Consider the following 19518-nt stretch of genomic DNA (forward strand, 5'->3'; position numbering starts at 1 on the left):
AAAAGTCGATGTAATTAATGACATCGACTTTTTTGTTTTTAATTATGTAATAGTTATAGCTATAAAAATATTTAGTTAAGCTGCAGCCACTTTTAAACAACTAATGCTGCTAATGAGCTGAGACTGCTTATCAAAATAATTAAAACGTATAGTCTTACCAACTTTAATATGACTAATACTGACTGTCATTGCGTCTTCTCTTTGCATATTTACACCATATTGGCCTTGCTCGGCTTTGCTGTAATGAAATGCTAAAAACTGCTCACTTTCAGGATGCCTAAAATCAATAAGTTGCTTAAATTGTTGTTTACGCTTTTGTGTCACCGTTTCAAGCTCAACACCTGATGACGTAGCAAGTGGTTCAACTTGGCAGTGGATTAACTGCTTTGCATCCCACCTAACAAAAACCACGTTATTGTTATTTATCGATAGCCCATCCGGAAAAATACACAACTTAAAAGGCGCGTAGCCCGATAAATCCATGTTTTGTAATTGGTACAATGCAGGGGCTTTATTGCTCAGTAAATGAGGGATTAACAGACCTCTACTATGCTTTACCGCAGTTATATCAAATACACTTTGGTAATCGTTTAATAATGCGAGTGTTTGCCCAAAATGCGATACACCAAGCCAAGTACCTCCTCCTTGCGGATCAATGGGGAAAATTGCATTACCCTGGTGCTTACTTGGAGCGATTGCCGTTTCTCGTGTTTTTTGCTCATCGCGATTTAAAAATAGCTCGTAGCCATCATCAGTTAAAAAGTAACTTAACGTGCACATTTTAATTTTGCATCGATTTTGGTTGTGCTGGCTGGCTATTTTCTCTTAAAAAGGTAGCTGTACTTGGTGCTAAACCAAAGCTTTGATCGAGCTGCGACTTTTGAGCAAAAGAAATTTGTGAAATCATCGCGTAATGGTGCACAGCGTGACTGCCTACAAAAATAAGCTCTCGCGCAAGTGATGTTGTTACTGTTTGTACATTTTTGCTTTTAATCGAAACTTCACTTGAAAGTGATAACGGTTTATTAAAATCATCTGGACTTAGCTGCTCAACCCACGTTGTTATTTCGGCAATTTTTTTTATTGCAGCAGTTGGAGAGTTTTCAATATCTCCTCCTCTTAAGCGGCAATCATAATCTACTTTTTGCGTGCTAAAGCCGGTCATTAAAGATTGATAATGATCGATAATATGTCGCATATGAGATCCTGCCGAGCTAATAAAGTTAGGAGTAATGACTTGGGAATAGTCCTCTTTAGTTACACCTTCAAGATAAGCGTGTCCTTGAGCTAGTATCTCTAATTGACTATTTAACATTGAATCGGTCTTCCTCATTTATCACTAAATCTTATATGTAAATAATTACAACATGATTTTTGGATGCTAATTTTGCATTGTATAAATAACTAGAAAGCTGTTTTTTAAAATTAACTTTCAAAGTTTTTGCAGTAAATGCACTTTTAAATATAAGAGTAATTAATAAGAAGCTAGGTAATATAAAGAGGATAATTGATACATATAAAAGCAAATGGCGCTCTCGGTAGGGATCGAACCTACAACTCAGCCTCCGGAGGGCCACGTGATATCCATTTCACCACGAGAGCACATTTGTTGCCGCCACACCAACTCGCGATATCAGTGCTTTAGCACTGGCAATGATAAAGAGATCTTTAAATAAATACCAGTAAGATCAGCTTATATGCTTATTAATTAAGCTGTTTTAAATAAAACACTTCACAAAGGCTTAAAAACAGGCTATTTATTCTTATTAGATAAGAAACAGTAACGGTTTAGTAACATTAAAATTATGATTGTCGCTGTGAGGATTAGTTTAATACGAGGAAATAATAATGAGTTTAATGTCTACTGAGCAAACCGCTGAATTTTTAGGTGTAAAAGTTGAGCGTGTTAAGCGTCTTGCTCGCGAGAGTTTACTAATAGCTAAGTCAGAAGACGAAAACGGCGAGCCACAATTTGATGCCGCAGAAGTAACAAAGTACAAAGAGCTCGCTGAACGCTTTGGTGGTTTGTAACTTTTATAAAAAAGTATTAGTAACAAGTTTATTTAGCTGCGCACGTAACATTATAGATTTACTAGTTATGCTGCGCTCCTCATACCAAGCAATACATAACACCAAAAAAAACAGCTTATAGTAATTTAGCTTATCTATTGATGGGTAAAACGTGCTTGTTTTATCAACGCTATTTTTATAGTTGTTTAACAATGTACTTTCACTGCTCTCATTAAGATTAAAGCTCACTGCAAGCGCCGCTAAATCAAAATATACATCGTTAGTTTGCGCGTACTCAAAATCAATTAAATACATGCCCGAAGCATTGACAATAATGTTATCTTTTACCAAATCATTATGACAAAAACCTTCATCAAATTGCATGGCTGCAACGGCTTTGAGTGCCTGCTCTATTTGAGGTTTATATTGCGTATATACGCCGGTGCTTTGATAAAAATGCAGCTCTTTAGCTATATCCATTGGCGCGGTGGACACTGTGTAATTGTGCACTTGAGCAAGTTTATTAATAAAGCTAAGCGTTATGTCCGATTGCGCGCTTTTGCCTTCGATATAATTAAATACCGCACGGCCGTTTTCTTTATCAAGCCAAATAGGCGCTGGACATATATTAAGGTCACTTAAAAAACGCTGTGCTTCAAGGCCGATATTTGGCCAGTGGCTTTTATAACATTTTAATAAATACCCTTGTTGCTTAGTACGTATTAAAAAATTATCGTTACTAAAGCCATTAAGTAATCGCTCGCTTGAAACAATGCTTGTAGGCTCTATAAACGCACTACATATTTTTACTAACTCATGATAATCAATCATTAATTAAAGCTGTGCTAATGGCTTAGCTTGGCTTTGCTCATACTCTTCGTACCAGGTTTTAAAGCCCCACGCTGCCATAATGGTATAAAATATAAAGAGTGCTAGCGTTGGGTAATAACCTTTTTCGTAATATAAATACATAGAAGCTGCATCTATAACAATCCAGTACAGCCAGTTTTCGAGGACTTTTTTAGCAACTAAGTAAGTAGTTACTACTGCAAAGCATGTTGTAAAGCTATCAAGATAAGCAAAATCAGCATGAGTATAGTTTTGCATAACGTAACCAATAGCTATTGCAGCTACGGTTGTTAAACTAATTAAAACAGCATGACGGTTTATCGACCACGAGGTAATATTTAGATTTTCAGCTTTGCCTTTTCGCCATACAACCCACCCAAATACAGCCATATACATATAATAAAAATTAAGTAACGACTCCATGAGCAATGCGCCATTCCAGTACATTATTGTATAAATGAGCGTGCTAAAAAATGCTGCTGGCCAACACCATAAGCTTTCTTTTATTGCCAATAATAAGTACGCCATCGACAACCCTACCGCAATGTATTCCCAATGCGACATTGCTGTAAAACCACTTAAGGTTTGTGTTAAAAAGTCCATATTATGCAGTTACCGTTTAGTTGTGCCGATTGTTATACCAATCTGCTTATATACGGGGCCTATTTAACGTTAAGAAGATTACGCTAGAACTAGGCAAAAATTTTTGTATCTAGCTGTTCTAAATAAAAAAATTTTAACGACGTTATAGTGCAATTTAATTCGTTAAATTGATCAAATATTTATGCAGGTTGGTATTATAGGCTATTCAGGCGATAAGTCGCCAGAGAGAAACTTACACACAAAAATAGCTTTACCAAACTCTTCATATGAACGTTTAATTTCGGTATTTAACACCTGCATTACTAAATCATAATCACCAAAAATTTGGGTTGATAGTGTATTTGTAATCACTTTTAAGTCATCGTATTCATTTAATCGGTCAATAAAGCCCTGAATAAACGGGATGTAATCTTGGTGCAATGGGTATTTACTGATCTCTACTGATAATTTCATTTTAAACTCTTTATATTAATTATTTGATTTCAAAAAATCGTTCAATGCCAGTTCAATACAGTGTAAAATCACCGTAACACTCAATCGAAATGAGCTAAATATGGCACGCAGAATCACTTATACATTTAAAAACCAACCACGCGAGATTAATTTCGCTAAAGATAAATACCACGACATGTATCAAGCAATTGCTGCTGCTGAAGGTATTGACCTAACTAATTACTTAAGCATGGTACAACAAATAGAAATGACCTCAAAAGGGTCGGCCTCTGTTCGTAACTTTCGCGACCAAGAATTTGCCCGCATGGGCTTTAGCGATATTTACTTTATAAAAGAGTAAATACAAGCTTTATAGCTGTATTAACGCTGATACTCATAACTTACGCGCGGTGTAATATTACATAATAGCTCGTAAGGGATAGTATCAGCGCATAGTGCTATTTCTTCAACTGGTAGCTCAGGGCCCCACATAGTAACCCTATCGCCAACTTTAATATTATGTTCATTAGTGCCTATATCTACACTAATCATATCCATAGCTACACTACCGACAATACCATAACGCTGCTTGCCAATTATAACGGGGGTCCCCTCTTTAGCGTGCCGAGGATAACCATCGCCATAACCCATAGCCACAACAGCTAACTTGGTTGGTTTATCGCTTTTCCAACGACCGCCATACCCGACCGCCTCATTAGCAGGCACATTTCGTACTGCAATTACGCGCGTAGTTAAGCGCATAACTGGTTTTAATTTATGTTGTTGCCCAATACTATTTGCCATAGGCGATACGCCATATAGCATTAGACCAGGGCGTACCCAATCACCATGACCATTTGGCCACGCGATAATACCCGCTGAATTTGATAAACAATGCGCTTGGTCAATACCATTCACTAAGTTATCAAATAACGTAATTTGTTGAACCGTTTTAGCATTATCAACATCATCAGCACACGAAAAATGGGTCATCAGATTAACAGTGTTTTTAGCGTTAGGTGTTTTTTGTAAACGGCTATAAAATTCTTCAAACTGCTCTGGCGCAATACCTAGTCGATGCATACCTGTATTTACTTTTAACCAGCATGTTATTGGCGCATCAAGCTTTGCTTTTTCAAGCGCGGCTAATTGGTACTCATCGTGAATAATAGTTTGAAAATTATTAGCAAGTAAAATAGGTATGTCGGCTTTATTAAAGAAGCCTTCGAGTAAAACTATTGGCTTTGTTAGGCCCCCCGCTCGCAGAGCTAACGCTTCATCTATCCGCGCCACAGCAAATGCGTCAGCATCATTTAAATGCTGCGCAATCGTTACTAAACCATGTCCGTAAGCATTTGCTTTTAGCACCGCCATTACTTTGCTATTAGGTGCAAAACACTTAATTTGCGCTAAATTATGCGCAAGTGCAGCTAAATTAATTTCAGCAGTGGCTAAGCGCATTAGTAATCGTCATCTACCGCTGGTCCCGCGTAATTATCAAAGCGAGAAAATTGACCTTGGAATGTTAAACGCACTTTACCAATTGGGCCGTTACGTTGTTTACCTATAATAATTTCGGCAATACCTTTATCGGTACTGTCTTCGTTGTACACTTCATCACGGTAAATAAACATAATTAAATCGGCATCCTGCTCTATCGACCCTGACTCACGTAAATCTGAGTTAATTGGGCGTTTATCGGCACGTTGCTCTAGCGTACGGTTAAGCTGTGAAAGCGCAACAACCGGACATTTTAGCTCTTTTGCTAATGCTTTAAGTGAACGCGAGATTTCGGCAATTTCGAGCGTTCGGTTATCGGCAAGGCTTGGTACACGCATTAACTGTAAGTAATCGACCATGATCATGCTAATACCGCCATGGTCGCGGGCTATACGCCTTGCACGTGAGCGCACATCGGTAGGTGTTAAGCCTGACGCATCATCAACGTACATTTTGCCTTTTTCCATCAACAAACCCATAGTTGATGAAAGTCGTGCCCAATCGTCATCATCTAACTGGCCAGTACGCACCTTAGTTTGGTTAATGCGACCAAGAGACGCTAGCATCCTCATCATAATTTGTTCTGAAGGCATCTCTAGAGAGTAAATTAATACTGGTTTGTCTTGAGTCATTGCAGCATGTTCTGCAAGGTTCATCGCAAAGGTGGTTTTACCCATTGATGGACGTGCTGCAACAATAATTAAATCGGATGGCTGTAAGCCCGTCGTCATTTTATCAAGATCGGCATAACCTGTACTTACACCTGTTACACCATCTTGTGGCGATTGATAAAGCTCTTCTATTTTATCAACAGTTTTTTCAAGGATGCTATGAATGCTCTGCGGACCTTCATTACTTTTTGTTCGTTGCTCAGCAATTTTAAACACTTTGCTTTCGGCAAAATCAAGTAAATCGTGACTAGTACGTCCTTCAGTATTAAAACCCGCTTCTGCAATTTCGTTCGCTACGCCAATCATTTCACGTACAACAGCGCGTTCGCGTACAATACTTGCGTAAGCGTCAATGTTAGCAGCGCTTGGCGTGTTTTTAGCTATTTCAGCTAAATAAGCAAAACCACCAATTCCTGCAAGTTTATTATTTTTTTCTAAACTTTCAGAAATAGTGATTAAATCTATTGGATCGCCAATCTCAGCAAGTGCCGTCATCGCTTCAAAAATTAACTTGTGCGTGCGGGTATAAAAATCCTGTGATACAACAAGTTCAGCTACGCGGTCAAAAGCTTGGTTATCAAGCATTAAGCCACCTAAAACAGATTGTTCAGCTTCTATTGAATGGGGAGGAACTTTAAGAGTATCGACTTGCTTATCTGGTTTGGCCATAACTTCACAGTAGTAAAATTGAATGGCTCTATTCTATCGACTTGAAGGAGCTGTGCAAATAGAAAAGCAGGAAATCTTTTCCTGCTTTTTGTAATCGTAAAGGTAAGAGCGTTATTTAATACGAAGCTCTATGCGCCCACTAATGGTATCCATTTCAACATTAGCATTACCGCCATTGATACTAAACTCTAAATCACTAGCTGGGCCATATTTAGCTTTACTGACTTTGTCACTAGTAACTTTATTAATGATTTTGCCATTAGCATGGGCTTTAATTTCAAAATTTGCAGATACGCTGTCAGGAAAGTAAAAATCGCCATCGCCACTTACCGATTCAAAACGTACATCACCACCTTTTAAAAGCTCTTTAATGTGTACTTCGGCTTCGCCATTCACCGTGTTAATACGTAAGTTTTTAATAGCCGATAGCGAAAATTCTATGTCGCCATTTACATTTTCAAGGCGCACATCATTAGCACTGGAAGTTGATTTAATATCACCATTAACAGCGCTAAAACGCAGTTCACCACTTGATTGCCTATCGTTAATTTCGCCGTTTACGGTTTCAAATTGAATATTACCACTTAAATTTTGTGCATTTACGTCGCCATTAACTGTGGTCAATTTAATATTACCGGCAATATCATCTACCATAATTTCGCCGTTAACCACATCAACTTCAGCGCCGTTTTTAAGCTCCTTTGCAGTCACCGATACATTAACGCCAGCAAACTCTAAACTACTGCTTTTAGGCATAAATATAGTTAGGTTTGAGCCGTCACCACTATTGCCCCAATTTGATTTACGGGGCATTTTTACAATAAACTGGGTTTTATCACCACTTGTTTTAAGCTCATAACCCTGTGCTTTATCATCAAGCTCGCCAGATACTTTAAATTCGTTTTTATCCCAGCCTGTAATATGTATATCACCGCGTTGGTTTTCAATAAAAATAGTGCCGCCACTTGGTACGTCTATTTGCTTATCTATTTTTTCACCCGCAAATGCCGCCAGTGGAAATAAGCTCAGTCCTAATAAAATCGCTTTCATATCGTACTCCTAAATGTGCTGCCAACGTGGCGCGTGCACCTTGTTAATTAAATCAAGTTGTTGTTGATATATTTGCGCTAACATTGTCAGTAGCGCTTGGTTTTTTGGTTCGTTTTCAAGAGCTTGCTTTATTGCTTGCTCAGCTTCTTCAAGTTCTTGTAGTTGCGTTTGCCAGTTAGTGGTTAATGCTTCTTTATTTTCGTATTCAACTAACAAACTATTTTTTTGAGCCGAAAAGTAATCACTTATAGCCACTACGGGCTGTGGTTCAGGTGCTATAACAAATATATTAACAGCAATTAAAGCAGCCACAGTACACGCTGCTATTGCCGTTAGTTTTGGCCAAATAATAGTGCTGTTTGGGTTCTGCTTATTATTAACAATTGCTCGCTCAATCCCCGCCCATAAATCTTTTTGTGGCGTAATTTCTTTATCAAGCGTGTTTAATGACTTATTTAAGTAGTCGTTAAAGTTTGGTTTACTCATTTTCATACCACTCTTGTAATAACTGCCTAGCACGATGATATTGTGACTTACTTGAACCAACAGCCAGACCTAATTGCTCCGCGATTTCCTCGTGCCTGTAACCTTCAATAGCAAATAATATAAATACCATACGTGCGCGCTCAGGAAGCCTTACTATTAACTTATCGAGGCCATTTAAGCCTTTGCAGTCGTTAGCTGATTGCTCATCCATACCGCTGTGTTCAATACTTACTACTTTTTGTAACCAGTTTTTTTGCTTGCGCAGGTAACTTATCGCTACATTACTGGCAACACTATATAGCCAAGTAGAGAACTGCGAACGCCCATCAAACAATGCTATTTTATGCCATACCTGTACAAATACCTCCTGGGCGGCGTCTTCGGCGTGTGCTTGGTCTGCTAATAAACGTAAACATAAACCGTATACTCGTTTTATATGTAACTCATAAAGCGTTGTGTATGCGCCTTGATCACCCGATTTAACTCGCTCAATGAGTGCAGCTTCGCACAAAGGCGTTGGTTCGGGTTTAACGTGTAACATCCGTGATGCCGCCTTTTAATTATTATTGTTGAGTTGCTACTTAAGTGTATTGATAAGTTAGACGTAATGACAGTTCGAAAAGGTTTAAAAGGAATGAAAAAATAATTGAATAAAAAAGGGGCTTATGCGAGGTTGTATTAAATTGTGCCCTCAACTAATGAAGTTAGCCAAATTATAGGCACAAAAAAGCCGTGCTAATAGCACGGCTTTTTTAGCTTAATTAAAAATTAAGCTTCAGCGATTACGATTACTTTGATAGTAGCCGTTACGTCTGAGTGAACTGAAATTGATACGTCAAATTCACCAGTCTCACGGATAGTACCTAGAGGCAAACGAACTTCTGACTTAGCAACTTCAACACCAACAGCTGAGATAGCGTCAGCGATGTCACGAGTACCGATTGAACCGAATAACTTACCTTCGTCACCAGCTTTAGATACTAATGTAACTTCTGCTAATGCTTCTAGTTTTTCAGCGCGTGCTTGTGCAGCAACTAACTGTTCAGCGATTTTCGCTTCAAGTTCTGCACGACGAGCGTCAAACGTTTCAATGTTAGCTTTAGTCGCAGGAACTGCCTTACCTTGCGGGAAAAGGAAGTTACGTGCGAAACCAGATTTAACTACAACCTGTTCACCTAGGCTACCTAGGTTAGCGATCTTATCTAGTAGAATAACTTGCATGTTTCTACACCTTTTAAAAACTGTTAATCCGCTGCTTACTTATGTAAGTCAGTGTATGGAAGAAGGGCTAAGTAGCGAGCACGCTTAATAGCAGTTGCTAGCTGGCGCTGGTATTTAGCGCTAGTACCTGTGATACGGCTAGGTACGATTTTGCCACTTTCTGTAACATAGTTTCTAAGAGTAGCTAGATCTTTGTAATCGATTTGTTGTACGCCTTCCGCTTTAAAGCGGCAGAACTTACGACGTCTGAAATAACGTGCCATGAGATTAATTCCTCAAATAATTCTTTCTATATGCTGAGCATGCAAAACCAATTGGCTAAGGCCGTTACGACCTTCGTGGCGATTTAAAAAACCACTCACTTGCAATGCCTGCCCAACGTGCAAATGTTGAGTCTGTTGTTGCATTTGCTTTCCACTGGCAACTACCTGAAGCCTCACATAACTATTACGGTTAAGGTCTGCTTCGGTTTGCATCGATTTATGTTCTACAACAAAAATACAATGCGGGATGCCAGCAGGGCTTTGGCTAAACTTGGGAGTTTTACAAACTACCCCAGATATAACCAGCTGATTCATATATGGGCTAACCATTATAATAACTGCTGACTACATGCCATGCTAGGACTCAAAACAATTAAGCAGCTGGTGCTTCTTTCTTCTCTTCTCTTGCAAGAGGAGACGCTTCAGTTACAGCATTTTTAGTACGCATAACTAAGTTACGAAGCACTGCATCGTTGTAGCGGAAAGTAGTTTCTAGCTCGCTGATTACTTCAGTAGGTGCTTCAACGTTCATAAGAACATAATGAGCTTTATGAAGCTTGTTGATTGGGTAAGCCAGTTGACGGCGGCCCCAGTCTTCAAGACGGTGGATAGTACCACCAGCTTCAGTGATAGAACCAGTATAACGTTCGATCATACCAGTTACTTGCTCACTCTGATCAGGGTGAACCATGAATACGATTTCGTAATGACGCATGGATATTCCTTACGGTTAATAGAGCCTTCTACCGTTTCGGCCGGTCGGTTTAAGGCAAGGAATTAATAGTTTAAAAGCCGAAATGAGCGCGCATTTTACGCTTAGACGGATAATTAAGCAAGCAGGTTTTTTAAGCTTTTATAGATAAGAGTTTAAAGGCAATTATTGCGAGCTTCGCTCATCCCGTTAGCAAGCCTTAGGCCTAAAGGAAAAGCTAAACTCGTAGTTTAATATTTATCATATACGCCAAGCTTGCGCGCGTAAAAAGCGCAGCTTTGAATTACTTAAGTCTAACACCTGCCTCAAAATATAAGTATTTACTCAAACTTAAAGCCGTGCAATTATTAAGCAATACATTAGTAAATAAGGATATTTATGAAGCTCTTACTATCGCTTGTATTAATACTTACTTTTAGTACACCATTTTTAAGCCACGCAAAAACCAATACAACCGACATAACCGTTGGTAAAAAAGTCATTCTACAATCAAAAATACTTAACGAAGACAGACCCATTAAAATTTTCATACCTGACACTGTAAAAGACGATCAGCCGCTTTATGTTATTTATTTACTTGATGGTGTTGAGCACTTTCATACGGCGTCTGGTGTTATTAAATCCCTTGTTGATTACGAGCAGATACCTAACGCAATGCTCGTTGGTATTGATACAACTAACCGTGTTCGCGATTACTTACCTAAAGTAGATGGTGAGCCTAAAACTGAGTTTCAAACCTTTGTAAAAAATAAATGGCCTGATGCTGGGCAAACAGACAAGTTTTTAAAGTTTGTGTCTGATGAACTCATGCCTTACATAAACAGTAATTACTCAACTAACGGCTACAACACCTTAATTGGCCACTCTAATGCAGGTACTTTAGCGCTTTATACTTTAGTTAATCAGCCTGAGTTATTTAATAACTATATAGCTATAAGCCCAAACAGTTGGTGGAGTGATGAAGAATTAAAAAATAATATTATAAAATACACTAAAAATCCTAAAGGCGGTCAATCGCTATTTATCAGTGTAGCAAGTGAAGGGTCACGCTTTTATACAGGTGTATTAAATACTTTAGTAAATTTAGAGCAACAAATGCCCACACAGCTAAAATGGGAATATAAGCATTACCCTACTTTTAGCCATATGGGCACCATACTACCAGCCCTTAGCGATAGCCTAATTAACTTATTTGGCGACCTAATTTTTAGCGTTACTGACGAGCACGGAAGATTTGCTGATGTATCGCTCATTACAGGTTATTACAAAGCACTGAGTGATAAGTACGGGTTTGAGCTTAAAATTCCACAAGATGTATACGTAGAATTTGCTCATAGCCAGCAAAAATTTGGTAACACAGCTAAAGCTATTACCACGCTTAAACACTTTACTACCCATTACCCAAGTGCAGCCTATTCTCACATGCGTTTATCGCAAGGGTATACTGCGAATAAGCAGTTCAAAGAGGCCGTCACCAGTATGAAATACGCATTAGAACTTGCTAAGCAAAACTCGCGAGATCCAATGTTAATTGATGCACTCAAAGATATGGTGAATGAAGCGCAAGAGAATTTGTAACTGATTTAACGCAAAGCACTTTTTAGCTAACGATAGTAATTACGAGCAACGCTCGTCGCGTCAGCAAGCTAAACGCCTACAGGTAAAATTAAGCTCAGTGTGAAACTTTGCATGTAGACGCCGAGCTTGCTCGCGTGAAAAGCGAAGCTTTTAATATATTTAAAACCACCATAAAACAAAAACCGATGTTTAAACTAAACATCGGTTTTGAATAAAAAAGCTCATTTGATTTACTTACAAATGCTTTTTAAGAAACTCAGTAACCTCTTTGTATTGTACTTTTAAGCTTTCTGGATCATCAAAAAAGTGTGTTCCGTCATCAATTTCAACATACTTTATATCTAGGTTTCGCTTTGCTTTATCATAAAAATATTTTGATTGTCGATAGTCGACTCTCGTATCTTTTGTCCCATGGATAAGCAAAATTGGGGCTTTAATTCGGTTAATCATATTGATTGCCGAAACCTCAGATAATGCATCAACGGCTTTACTATCAGTCATATCAACAATATTACCTAGGTAGGCATCTTGTCGCTCTTCATCTTCAACTAACCCTTTTAGATCCGATATTCCAGAAATACTAATAATGCATTTAAAGCGTTCGGGCTCTTGCCATGCAGCTGTTAATGCAACATAACCACCATAACTTGCGCCATAAATACATGCATTATTTTTTGATGTTAATCCTGTTCTAGTAGCCCAATCCATTGCATCATATACATCTTGTTGCATACGTTTACCCCACTGATAATAACCATCAGTTTCAAAAGCACTACCAAAACCTTCTGAGCCCCTGAAGTTCACTTGCAATACCGCATAACCTAAACTAACTAAATATTGAAGCTCTCGATTAAAGTATTTGTAGTCTCGACTATGCGGTCCTCCGTGAGGCATTACAATTAGCGGCGGAGTTTTAATTCCTTCTGGTTTTGTAAAATAGCCTGAGATTTCAGCTCCATCGCTCGCTTTAAAGCTATAGTTTTGCACTGGTACAAATTTATTACGTGCTAAATAAGGAAATTTAGATAGCCAAGCGCCGCCCTTCTTTGTGTTTAAATCAAAATAATAATAAGTAGGGCTGACTGAATCACTTATTACATTTACAAGAATTCGTGTTCTATCTTTACTACGGCTAACAATACTAGCTTGCTTATCACCAAATAAATTAGCAACCATAAGCTCTTGCTTACCGTCTACCTCTGAAAAATAATGGCTCTTGTAGAAATCATCATAGTAGCCAACCCCTATAAAATCGCCCTCACTATTAACGATTGCATTATTTATATCGTATTTATCATTGCTATAAACAAGCTCTTCAAACTCCCCTGACTCGATATCATATGACCATAAAGCTTGTCTGTTTAATACACGATCAGAAAGGACGTAAGCTTTTGTACCATCTTCATTAAGGCCTTGGATGGAGAAAGTACTATCTTCACCCAAAATATGGGTATGAATCATTTTTAATGCTTCATCTTTCTTTGCTCGATACCATATTGAAGCAATAAACTTATCATCTTTTTTATCAATTGCGATCCCCAGGCGTAAAACTCCCTTAGGGTCTGCATACCAACTTCCAATATTTTCTTTATTCCTCTGAATTTTATCAAAACTAGAATCACCTAATTCAACTTTAAAAACAGAATAAGCTTTATCTTTTTCATCAAACGTTGACACTAGCGCGAAATCTGGCTCATTTTTAAGTGAGGAAACGAGTCTGAAACTCTGATATCTATACCACTTATATTCAGAAAAACGTCGCGTAGTTAGCATTTTACTTTCATTGGTTTCAACATTGATCGAATATAACCTTGAAACTCTCATGTATTGACCATTGACATATTCAGGGTAACTAGCAGAAACAATGATATATTTATTACCTGACCAACGAATAAAGTCGACTCTGTCTTTATCTTTTTTGAGACTTGCTAATATATTGAATTCGATACTAGGAAATTTAGCTAAACTGATAGTAGGGCCTTCAGCAGTATTATAAAGTGTTGCTATCATTTCTCCATTTGGCGATATTTGTGGTTGCTCTACCATTGGAAGTTTAGCGTAAGACTCCCACGGTTTATCTTTTGCGTGAACTACAGACGCAGTTAATAAAAAAAATAAGAGTGTTATTTTTAACATTTATTTCTTCCCTAAAATTTAGTAAAAACTTTTTATTATATTTAATGTAAAAATAACAAAGTTTACCGAAAAAACATACAAAGTAAGTACTTAATTTATTTTAATAAAAAACCGATGCTTAAATTAAACATCGGTTTTTTATTAAAAGCGAATAACTAACCGCTTTTCTCGTGGAGTTTTGTTTCACTCAACCTACATCACTTCCCTATCGCCTCTTTGGCGAACAGGTGTTTTATTGGGCCTAAATTATCAATGAGTGAGAGCCCTACTCCGCGAATAAGTTTTTTAACCGGGTTTGCACCTTCAAATAACTCTTTTAGCCCTTGCATCATGGCTATGTGCTTTTGCGCATCGAGCTTACGGGTACGTTCGTAATCGCGAAGTGTACGAGTGCTTGCAAACTCCTTGCTATCACTTGTGAGTAGCTCAATTAAATAAGCGGCGTCTTTTAGGCCTAGGTTCATACCAAGCCCTGCAAGTGGATGGATTGTATGTGCAGCATCGCCAATGAGCACTACTTTGCCTGAAACCCATTGCTGGGCGTAGCGCATTTTAAGTGGGAAAGCTGCGCGCGCACTTTGCACTTCACATAGCCCGCATTGGCCATCTATGGCTGCCATTACGGCTTTATTAAAGGCACAATCGTCCATTGCAAGCAGCTCATCGCAGTGGTTTGGGCTAGTAGACCATACTATTGAATGGGTATTTGCATCGCTCAGAGGTAAAAATGCCAGCGGCCCGGTTGGTAAAAACACTTGGCGTGCGGTATTTGCGTGCGGCTCTTTAGTTTTAACAGTCGCAACTAGCGCATGGTGATCGTAATCTTTAAAGCTAAGCGCCATATTAAATTGTTTGCGAATAGCTGAGTTTGCCCCATCAGCGGCCACCAGCAGTTTTGCAATAATTGGCTCGCCGCTTTTAAGCGTTATAAATACATCTGATTCGCTTTGATGTATTTGCTGATACTGTGTATCGAACATTAACGTGGCACTACTTTGTTGTTCCAACTCTTTTATGAGCGCGTAGCGGATAATGTCGTTTTCAACAATATGGCCTAAATGCTCAAGCTCAAGTTGTTTGTTATCAAACGCTATTTTGCCAAAACTGTCGGCATCACGTACATCCATATGCGTATAAGCGCACGCTCGCTGTGCGATAATTTCTGGCCATACGTTTAATTGCTCAAGCAAGGTTTGACTTGTAATGCTTAGCGCACTTACGCGCAAACCATATTCGTCAGTTGGCAACGCTTGTGTTGGTGCGCCGTCGAGTACAACGACGCTTATATCGGCTTTTGCCAATCCAAGTGCTAGTGTTAGCCCTACGCAGCCACCACCTACAATACAAACCTGTGCTTGCTTCATAAACGCCTACCTTGTTTAACTTGCCCCATTAACTGTTTGGCTAATGGCGCTTTTAATGCGGGAAATAAATCCATCGAAAACAACCCAATACTGCGCCCCAATGCGAGCACTCGCGATGAGTTTGAAAAAAGCCTAACAAGTGCATCGGTTAAGCTCATTACGGTTTTTATATCATCACTGCGCCTTTTAGAATATTCACGTGTAAACGCATAGCTGCCTAAACAGTGTTGGCTGTTTGCTATTAAATTACTTAGTACTTGCACGTCGCGAAGGCCTAAATTAAAACCTTGCCCTGCAATAGGATGAATAGCATGTGCGGCATTACCAATAACCACTGTACGGTGCGCAGTCAAAGACTCGACTTGCCCGTAAACGAGCGGGTAACTCGTGCGCATGCCTACTTTAGTAAATTGACCACCGCGATAACCAAACGCACTTTGTAGGGCACTTATAAAGTCTTGTTCATTAAGTGCCATGTGCTGTTCAACCTGATCTTGGCTCATACACCACACTAACGAATAACGGTTATTACTCATGGGTAATAACGCCATAGGCCCGCTTTGTGTAAAACGCTCAAAGGCATGATTATTATGCCCACCAGCCACTTCTACATTAGCAATAATTGCGCCTTGTTCATAAGGCTGGGTATTAAAACCAAGCCCAAGTAAATTACGTGTGGGAGATTGTGCACCATCTGCAATAACTAATAACGCTGCGTTTAATTGCTCGCCGCTTTGCAGGGTAAGTGTATTGCTATGCAATGTTTGCTCAATAGCAATTACGCTATCGGGGCAGTAAAGCGCAATGTTTGACTGCGTTAAACGCAGGTGAAGCGCTCGGCCAAATGGGTTAACTTCTACTACGTAACCAAGTGAAGGCTTAGCAAATTCGTCGCAATTAATATGCGCTTTGCCAAAGTGGCCTCGATCAGACACGCTCACTTTTTTGATTGCTGCGGTGTAAGGGGCATTTTGTTCAAATAAATTGAGGCTTTGTAAATACTCTACCGATTGCTGAGCAAGTGCAATGCTTCTGTCGTCAAAGCTTGGGTGGTAGTCGCCGGTTACTTGATTCGCTTCTACAACGGCAATATTTAACGTCGGATTAGTTTTAGCCACACTTAACGCGCAGCTTGCTCCCGCTAAACCACCGCCAATAACAACTACATCAAACTGCTTAGCCACTTTGCTCTCCGAGCTTTATACGTTTTTAGCACTTTGCATAAGTGCTTCTATATCGCTAATTTTTTTAGGCACGCTTAGGGTCAAGTTTTCATGGCCGGTTTCGGTAACTAGCAAGTTATCTTCAATACGAATACCAATGCCTTTGTATTTTTGCGGTGCGCTTGAGTCTTCACTTATATAAAGCCCAGGCTCTATGGTGAGTACCATACCCGGCTCAAATGCACGCTCAACGTTACTTACTTTGTAATCGCCAACATCATGTACATCTAAACCAAGCCAATGCCCAAGGCCGTGCATGTAATATTCTTTACATGCACCTTTTGCCATTAGCTCGTCAAAGTCGCCGGTTAAAATACCTAAATCAAGTAAACCTTGGGTCATTACTTCCATTGCTAGTTTATTAGCGTGCGACATATAACCACCTGGTTTCACTTCATCAAAGGCAACTTCTTGCGCTTTAAGTACAATATTGTAAAGCGCGGCTTGCTCTTCGCTAAATTGACCATTTACTGGAAAAGTACGGGTGATATCGGCGGCGTAACCTTGTAGTTCACAACCGGAGTCTATAAGTACCAGGTCGCCATTTTTTAATACATCGCTATTTTGCGTGTAATGTAAAATATTGGCGTTGTTGCCGCTACCAACAATTGTGCCGTACGCAGGATGCGGCGCACCATTCATAGCATAATGATGATGTAGCTCAGCCTCTAGCTGAAATTCAGTAGCTCCGGGGTGTGAAAAACGCATAGCGCGCATGTGCCCTCGCGCACTAATTTCACAGCCTTCTCGCATAACATCTATCTCGCTTGGCGATTTAAACAAACGCATTTCATGAATAAGGCCGCGTATTTCTTTTAAAGTACTCGGTGCTTTGAGGCCTTTTCGCGCACCACTTCTAAGTGTACCTAGTAACGTAAACACTTTGGTATCAAATGAAGGATAAGCACCTTGTGCAAAATAAATCGCATCTTTTTCATTTAGTATATCGAGTAGCTTATCGTTTAATTCACTTAACGGGTAAGCTTCATCAAACAAGTAGTCACTTTTAGCTTTATCAAAGCCAACTCTGCGGCCATGCCAAATTTCGGCAAGCTTGTCTTTATCTAGGCAAAATAAAGTACTAGGTGCATCGCTGTTGTTACATAGTACAAGTACAGCGTCGGGTTCGTTAAAGCCTGTTAAATAGAAAAAGTCGCTATCTTGTCTAAATGCATATTCGGTATCGCGGCTACGGGTAACTTCGCTCGCAGCGGGAATAATAGCAACGCTATTTTTATCCATTTGCGCAAGTAAACGCTCACGGCGTGCTTTAAATTCTGACTTTTGTACTTCAACCATTATTAACCAACCCGTTTAACTTTTTAAACTAATGAAGTGTTTTTTTAGTACTTTGCGTGTTTTGCTCTTTACCAAGCTCTGCAAAACAAAGTAGTGCTGATACTCGCACATATTCAATCACTTCGTGCAGCGCTTGGCTGTCTTCTTCGGTTTCTTCAAAAGTGGTATCTAGGCGAGTGATTTCGCTAAAGTCAGTAATAACCTCTTTAACATCGCTTGATAACTTACCGTAATCTTTTTGCTTTAAGCCAAAACCAAGCATAAACCCTGCTACCCATGATACGAGGCCATTAGCCTGATCGATGAGTGTTTCGTCATCGTTTGGTAAAAATAAATCAAACTGAAACTCGTCATCATTAAAGCTCGCAACTACTTGCTTATAAATAGTGCCAAAAAATTGCTTTAAATCGTTACTAAATGATTCACCATCGTTAAACACATCGCTCAAAAGGCCTAAGTATTCTTTGTCGTCAATGGTTAAACCACACGCAAGTAAACCACTAATTACACCATGCGCTTCGGCAGGTGATACAAATATTTCGTTTTTTTCTAAAAGCAGTTGAGCTTTTTCGTAATCGGGTAAATCGTTCATAATCGAATCTTCGCTTTGCAAGTTAAGGCAATGCTACCACTCGATAAAAAGCAACTCCAATTAATTGTATGATCAAGCTCAAAAACCATGCGATAAAGTAAATGGCGAGTTAAAGGTGCGGGAAAACTAAGCGAACGGTTTAATTTTTTACGTTTGGGGTTTAAGGATTGGATTATGTCTTATATACTTAAATTGTTCCCTGGGGTACCGGAGCTTGGTTAAGTCCCTGAGCCGATAAATTTTATACCAGGATTTCTGTTCGTCTACTATTGTGCAAGCTCGGCATGTACCGAGAAGCCTACGGTAAACCGCAGATTTCCGCCCTGAAACCTTCTGGTTTCAGGACTGAAACCGGGTACCGTATCTTGGGGAACACCTTCTTATTTTAATACCCCCTCTTATTACTTATTCATTTTTTTGCTATACCTTCGTACATTATTTTTATAATTTTTGGCATCGAGTAGGGTGAGGCTTATGCCTCATCCCTCTCACAGAACCGTACGTACGGACCTCGTATACGGCTCCTGTACCCTTCACATTTTATCAACTTATTTCCTAAACGCTGATAAAGCAAGCCATCCCGTATTCACTTTTTCTATTGGATATAAACCAAGCTCCTCAAACCATTGGTTTGGCATCGATACACAAGATAAAGGGCTTAGTGAGTTACGCCACGAGTTCATCTTTATGAACTTAAACGGTGGCTTTTTCCCTAACTGCTTTAGTCGTCGATGTAGCCTTGATGGCTTCTTCCACAACCTCAGCTGTATTGCCCTTAGTCTTCGTCTGATCCAACCTGCCAAGGCTTTTAGCTCTCGCTTACAATTGGCTATACTAAAATAATTTACAAAACCGCGCAC

General features: G+C 39.3%; 23 protein-coding genes, 1 tRNA gene and 1 other RNA gene. 4 read left to right on the plus strand and 21 right to left on the minus strand.

What is annotated here, in order from left to right:
• Window positions 1–75: 75 nt before the first annotated feature.
• From L655_RS0109515 to L655_RS0109525, 3 genes are all read right to left on the minus strand, one after another.
• The gene (locus L655_RS0109515) at window positions 76–780 is read right to left on the minus strand and encodes an NRDE family protein (protein ID WP_024604884.1); all 705 of its coding nucleotides are present in this window, start codon (window positions 778–780) and stop codon (window positions 76–78) included.
• A 1-nt stretch (window position 781) separates the two neighbouring features.
• The gene (locus L655_RS0109520; protein WP_024604885.1) at window positions 782–1315 is read right to left on the minus strand and encodes a hypothetical protein; all 534 of its coding nucleotides are present in this window, start codon (window positions 1313–1315) and stop codon (window positions 782–784) included.
• A gap of 212 nt (window positions 1316–1527) precedes the next feature.
• Window positions 1528–1602, minus strand: a tRNA-Arg gene (locus L655_RS0109525).
• A 246-nt stretch (window positions 1603–1848) separates the two neighbouring features.
• Here L655_RS0109525 and L655_RS0109530 point away from each other — a divergent pair.
• Window positions 1849–2031: a hypothetical protein gene (locus L655_RS0109530; protein ID WP_024604886.1), complete on the plus strand. Its 183-nt coding sequence runs from the start codon at window positions 1849–1851 to the stop codon at window positions 2029–2031.
• 3 nt (window positions 2032–2034) lie between these two features.
• Here the strand turns inward: L655_RS0109530 and L655_RS0109535 are convergent, their stop codons facing one another.
• The 3 genes from L655_RS0109535 to L655_RS0109545 all read right to left on the minus strand — a co-directional run bounded on the left by L655_RS0109535 (window position 2035) and on the right by L655_RS0109545 (window position 3915).
• Window positions 2035–2841, minus strand: coding sequence for a phosphotransferase (locus L655_RS0109535; protein ID WP_024604887.1), 807 nt, complete (start codon window positions 2839–2841; stop codon window positions 2035–2037).
• A gap of 3 nt (window positions 2842–2844) precedes the next feature.
• Window positions 2845–3462 (minus strand): nicotinamide riboside transporter PnuC, encoded by a 618-nt coding sequence (pnuC, locus tag L655_RS0109540; RefSeq protein WP_024604888.1) that lies wholly within the window; start codon window positions 3460–3462, stop codon window positions 2845–2847.
• Window positions 3463–3663: 201 nt separating this feature from the next.
• Window positions 3664–3915: a hypothetical protein gene (locus L655_RS0109545; protein WP_007587304.1), complete on the minus strand. Its 252-nt coding sequence runs from the start codon at window positions 3913–3915 to the stop codon at window positions 3664–3666.
• Between the two features lie 100 nt (window positions 3916–4015).
• On the opposite strand from L655_RS0109545, the gene L655_RS0109550 reads away from it, so the two are divergent.
• A complete protein-coding gene (locus L655_RS0109550; protein ID WP_011329083.1) occupies window positions 4016–4255 on the plus strand; it encodes a DUF2960 domain-containing protein in 240 nt (79 codons plus the stop codon).
• A 20-nt stretch (window positions 4256–4275) separates the two neighbouring features.
• Here the strand turns inward: L655_RS0109550 and alr are convergent, their stop codons facing one another.
• From alr to rpsF, 9 genes are all read right to left on the minus strand, one after another.
• Window positions 4276–5355, minus strand: a complete 1080-nt coding sequence (gene alr / locus L655_RS0109555) for an alanine racemase (protein WP_024604889.1) — start codon at window positions 5353–5355, stop codon at window positions 4276–4278.
• The gene (gene dnaB / locus L655_RS0109560; protein ID WP_024600732.1) at window positions 5355–6734 is read right to left on the minus strand and encodes a replicative DNA helicase; all 1380 of its coding nucleotides are present in this window, start codon (window positions 6732–6734) and stop codon (window positions 5355–5357) included. Before dnaB ends, alr begins: the two co-directional genes overlap by 1 nt.
• Before the next feature lie 111 nt (window positions 6735–6845).
• Window positions 6846–7784, minus strand: coding sequence for a DUF4097 family beta strand repeat-containing protein (locus tag L655_RS0109565; RefSeq protein ID WP_024604890.1), 939 nt, complete (start codon window positions 7782–7784; stop codon window positions 6846–6848).
• 9 nt (window positions 7785–7793) lie between these two features.
• A complete protein-coding gene (locus L655_RS0109570; protein WP_024604891.1) occupies window positions 7794–8276 on the minus strand; it encodes a hypothetical protein in 483 nt (160 codons plus the stop codon).
• Window positions 8263–8811 (minus strand): sigma-70 family RNA polymerase sigma factor, encoded by a 549-nt coding sequence (locus L655_RS0109575; protein ID WP_024604892.1) that lies wholly within the window; start codon window positions 8809–8811, stop codon window positions 8263–8265. Before L655_RS0109575 ends, L655_RS0109570 begins: the two co-directional genes overlap by 14 nt.
• Before the next feature lie 227 nt (window positions 8812–9038).
• On the minus strand, window positions 9039–9491 hold the full coding sequence (gene rplI / locus L655_RS0109580) for a 50S ribosomal protein L9 (RefSeq protein ID WP_002962755.1): 453 nt from the start codon (window positions 9489–9491) through the stop codon (window positions 9039–9041).
• Window positions 9492–9526: 35 nt separating this feature from the next.
• Window positions 9527–9754 (minus strand): 30S ribosomal protein S18, encoded by a 228-nt coding sequence (gene rpsR / locus L655_RS0109585; RefSeq protein ID WP_002962753.1) that lies wholly within the window; start codon window positions 9752–9754, stop codon window positions 9527–9529.
• A gap of 12 nt (window positions 9755–9766) precedes the next feature.
• Window positions 9767–10084: a primosomal replication protein N gene (priB, locus tag L655_RS0109590; protein ID WP_004588456.1), complete on the minus strand. Its 318-nt coding sequence runs from the start codon at window positions 10082–10084 to the stop codon at window positions 9767–9769.
• A 43-nt stretch (window positions 10085–10127) separates the two neighbouring features.
• A complete protein-coding gene (gene rpsF / locus L655_RS0109595; RefSeq protein ID WP_002962750.1) occupies window positions 10128–10469 on the minus strand; it encodes a 30S ribosomal protein S6 in 342 nt (113 codons plus the stop codon).
• A gap of 375 nt (window positions 10470–10844) precedes the next feature.
• Here rpsF and L655_RS0109600 point away from each other — a divergent pair, with 375 nt between their 5' ends.
• Window positions 10845–12044: an alpha/beta hydrolase-fold protein gene (locus L655_RS0109600; protein ID WP_024604893.1), complete on the plus strand. Its 1200-nt coding sequence runs from the start codon at window positions 10845–10847 to the stop codon at window positions 12042–12044.
• A gap of 234 nt (window positions 12045–12278) precedes the next feature.
• Here L655_RS0109600 and L655_RS0109610 read toward each other — a convergent pair whose 3' ends face one another.
• The 5 genes from L655_RS0109610 to L655_RS0109630 all read right to left on the minus strand — a co-directional run bounded on the left by L655_RS0109610 (window position 12279) and on the right by L655_RS0109630 (window position 18658).
• The gene (locus L655_RS0109610) at window positions 12279–14180 is read right to left on the minus strand and encodes an alpha/beta fold hydrolase (protein ID WP_024604894.1); all 1902 of its coding nucleotides are present in this window, start codon (window positions 14178–14180) and stop codon (window positions 12279–12281) included.
• 197 nt (window positions 14181–14377) lie between these two features.
• The gene (locus L655_RS0109615; RefSeq protein ID WP_024604895.1) at window positions 14378–15544 is read right to left on the minus strand and encodes an FAD-dependent monooxygenase; all 1167 of its coding nucleotides are present in this window, start codon (window positions 15542–15544) and stop codon (window positions 14378–14380) included.
• Window positions 15541–16728 carry a 2-octaprenyl-6-methoxyphenyl hydroxylase gene (ubiH, locus tag L655_RS0109620; protein ID WP_024604896.1) on the minus strand — a complete coding sequence of 396 codons (1188 nt, stop codon included), beginning with the start codon at window positions 16726–16728 and terminating at the stop codon, window positions 15541–15543. The genes L655_RS0109615 and ubiH overlap by 4 nt, the downstream gene beginning before the upstream one ends.
• A gap of 15 nt (window positions 16729–16743) precedes the next feature.
• Window positions 16744–18066: a Xaa-Pro aminopeptidase gene (gene pepP, locus L655_RS0109625; RefSeq protein ID WP_024604897.1), complete on the minus strand. Its 1323-nt coding sequence runs from the start codon at window positions 18064–18066 to the stop codon at window positions 16744–16746.
• A gap of 28 nt (window positions 18067–18094) precedes the next feature.
• On the minus strand, window positions 18095–18658 hold the full coding sequence (locus L655_RS0109630; RefSeq protein WP_002962745.1) for a UPF0149 family protein: 564 nt from the start codon (window positions 18656–18658) through the stop codon (window positions 18095–18097).
• A gap of 193 nt (window positions 18659–18851) precedes the next feature.
• On the opposite strand from L655_RS0109630, the gene ssrS reads away from it, so the two are divergent.
• Window positions 18852–19034: non-coding RNA, 6S RNA (gene ssrS, locus L655_RS1000000126610), on the plus strand.
• 172 nt (window positions 19035–19206) lie between these two features.
• Here the strand turns inward: ssrS and L655_RS0109635 are convergent.
• Window positions 19207–19518, minus strand: a 312-nt coding sequence (locus L655_RS0109635) for a group II intron maturase-specific domain-containing protein (protein ID WP_024605253.1), incomplete at its 5' end; no start/stop codon positions are given.

It is taken from the genome of Pseudoalteromonas sp. TAE79, from assembly GCF_000498015.1.
Classification (GTDB): Bacteria; Pseudomonadota; Gammaproteobacteria; order Enterobacterales; family Alteromonadaceae; genus Pseudoalteromonas.

Bases quoted from the DNA above. Each gene is read 5' to 3' on its own strand.
- rpsR (WP_002962753.1), bottom strand. From the start codon at position 9,754: ATGGCACGTTATTTCAGACGTCGTAAGTTCTGCCGCTTTAAAGCGGAA.
- L655_RS0109565 (WP_024604890.1), bottom strand. From the start codon at position 7,784: ATGAAAGCGATTTTATTAGGACTGAGCTTATTTCCACTGGCGGCATTT.
- L655_RS0109530 (WP_024604886.1), top strand. From the start codon at position 1,849: ATGAGTTTAATGTCTACTGAGCAAACCGCTGAATTTTTAGGTGTAAAA.
- L655_RS0109610 (WP_024604894.1), bottom strand. From the start codon at position 14,180: ATGTTAAAAATAACACTCTTATTTTTTTTATTAACTGCGTCTGTAGTT.
- dnaB (WP_024600732.1), bottom strand. From the start codon at position 6,734: ATGGCCAAACCAGATAAGCAAGTCGATACTCTTAAAGTTCCTCCCCAT.
- L655_RS0109615 (WP_024604895.1), bottom strand. From the start codon at position 15,544: ATGAAGCAAGCACAGGTTTGTATTGTAGGTGGTGGCTGCGTAGGGCTA.
- rpsF (WP_002962750.1), bottom strand. From the start codon at position 10,469: ATGCGTCATTACGAAATCGTATTCATGGTTCACCCTGATCAGAGTGAG.
- L655_RS0109630 (WP_002962745.1), bottom strand. From the start codon at position 18,658: ATGAACGATTTACCCGATTACGAAAAAGCTCAACTGCTTTTAGAAAAA.
- priB (WP_004588456.1), bottom strand. From the start codon at position 10,084: ATGGTTAGCCCATATATGAATCAGCTGGTTATATCTGGGGTAGTTTGT.
- L655_RS0109570 (WP_024604891.1), bottom strand. From the start codon at position 8,276: ATGAAAATGAGTAAACCAAACTTTAACGACTACTTAAATAAGTCATTA.
- L655_RS0109535 (WP_024604887.1), bottom strand. From the start codon at position 2,841: ATGATTGATTATCATGAGTTAGTAAAAATATGTAGTGCGTTTATAGAG.
- L655_RS0109575 (WP_024604892.1), bottom strand. From the start codon at position 8,811: ATGTTACACGTTAAACCCGAACCAACGCCTTTGTGCGAAGCTGCACTC.
- pnuC (WP_024604888.1), bottom strand. From the start codon at position 3,462: ATGGACTTTTTAACACAAACCTTAAGTGGTTTTACAGCAATGTCGCAT.
- L655_RS0109600 (WP_024604893.1), top strand. From the start codon at position 10,845: ATGAAGCTCTTACTATCGCTTGTATTAATACTTACTTTTAGTACACCA.
- L655_RS0109520 (WP_024604885.1), bottom strand. From the start codon at position 1,315: ATGTTAAATAGTCAATTAGAGATACTAGCTCAAGGACACGCTTATCTT.
- L655_RS0109545 (WP_007587304.1), bottom strand. From the start codon at position 3,915: ATGAAATTATCAGTAGAGATCAGTAAATACCCATTGCACCAAGATTAC.
- rplI (WP_002962755.1), bottom strand. From the start codon at position 9,491: ATGCAAGTTATTCTACTAGATAAGATCGCTAACCTAGGTAGCCTAGGT.
- pepP (WP_024604897.1), bottom strand. From the start codon at position 18,066: ATGGTTGAAGTACAAAAGTCAGAATTTAAAGCACGCCGTGAGCGTTTA.
- alr (WP_024604889.1), bottom strand. From the start codon at position 5,355: ATGCGCTTAGCCACTGCTGAAATTAATTTAGCTGCACTTGCGCATAAT.
- L655_RS0109515 (WP_024604884.1), bottom strand. From the start codon at position 780: ATGTGCACGTTAAGTTACTTTTTAACTGATGATGGCTACGAGCTATTT.
- L655_RS0109550 (WP_011329083.1), top strand. From the start codon at position 4,016: ATGGCACGCAGAATCACTTATACATTTAAAAACCAACCACGCGAGATT.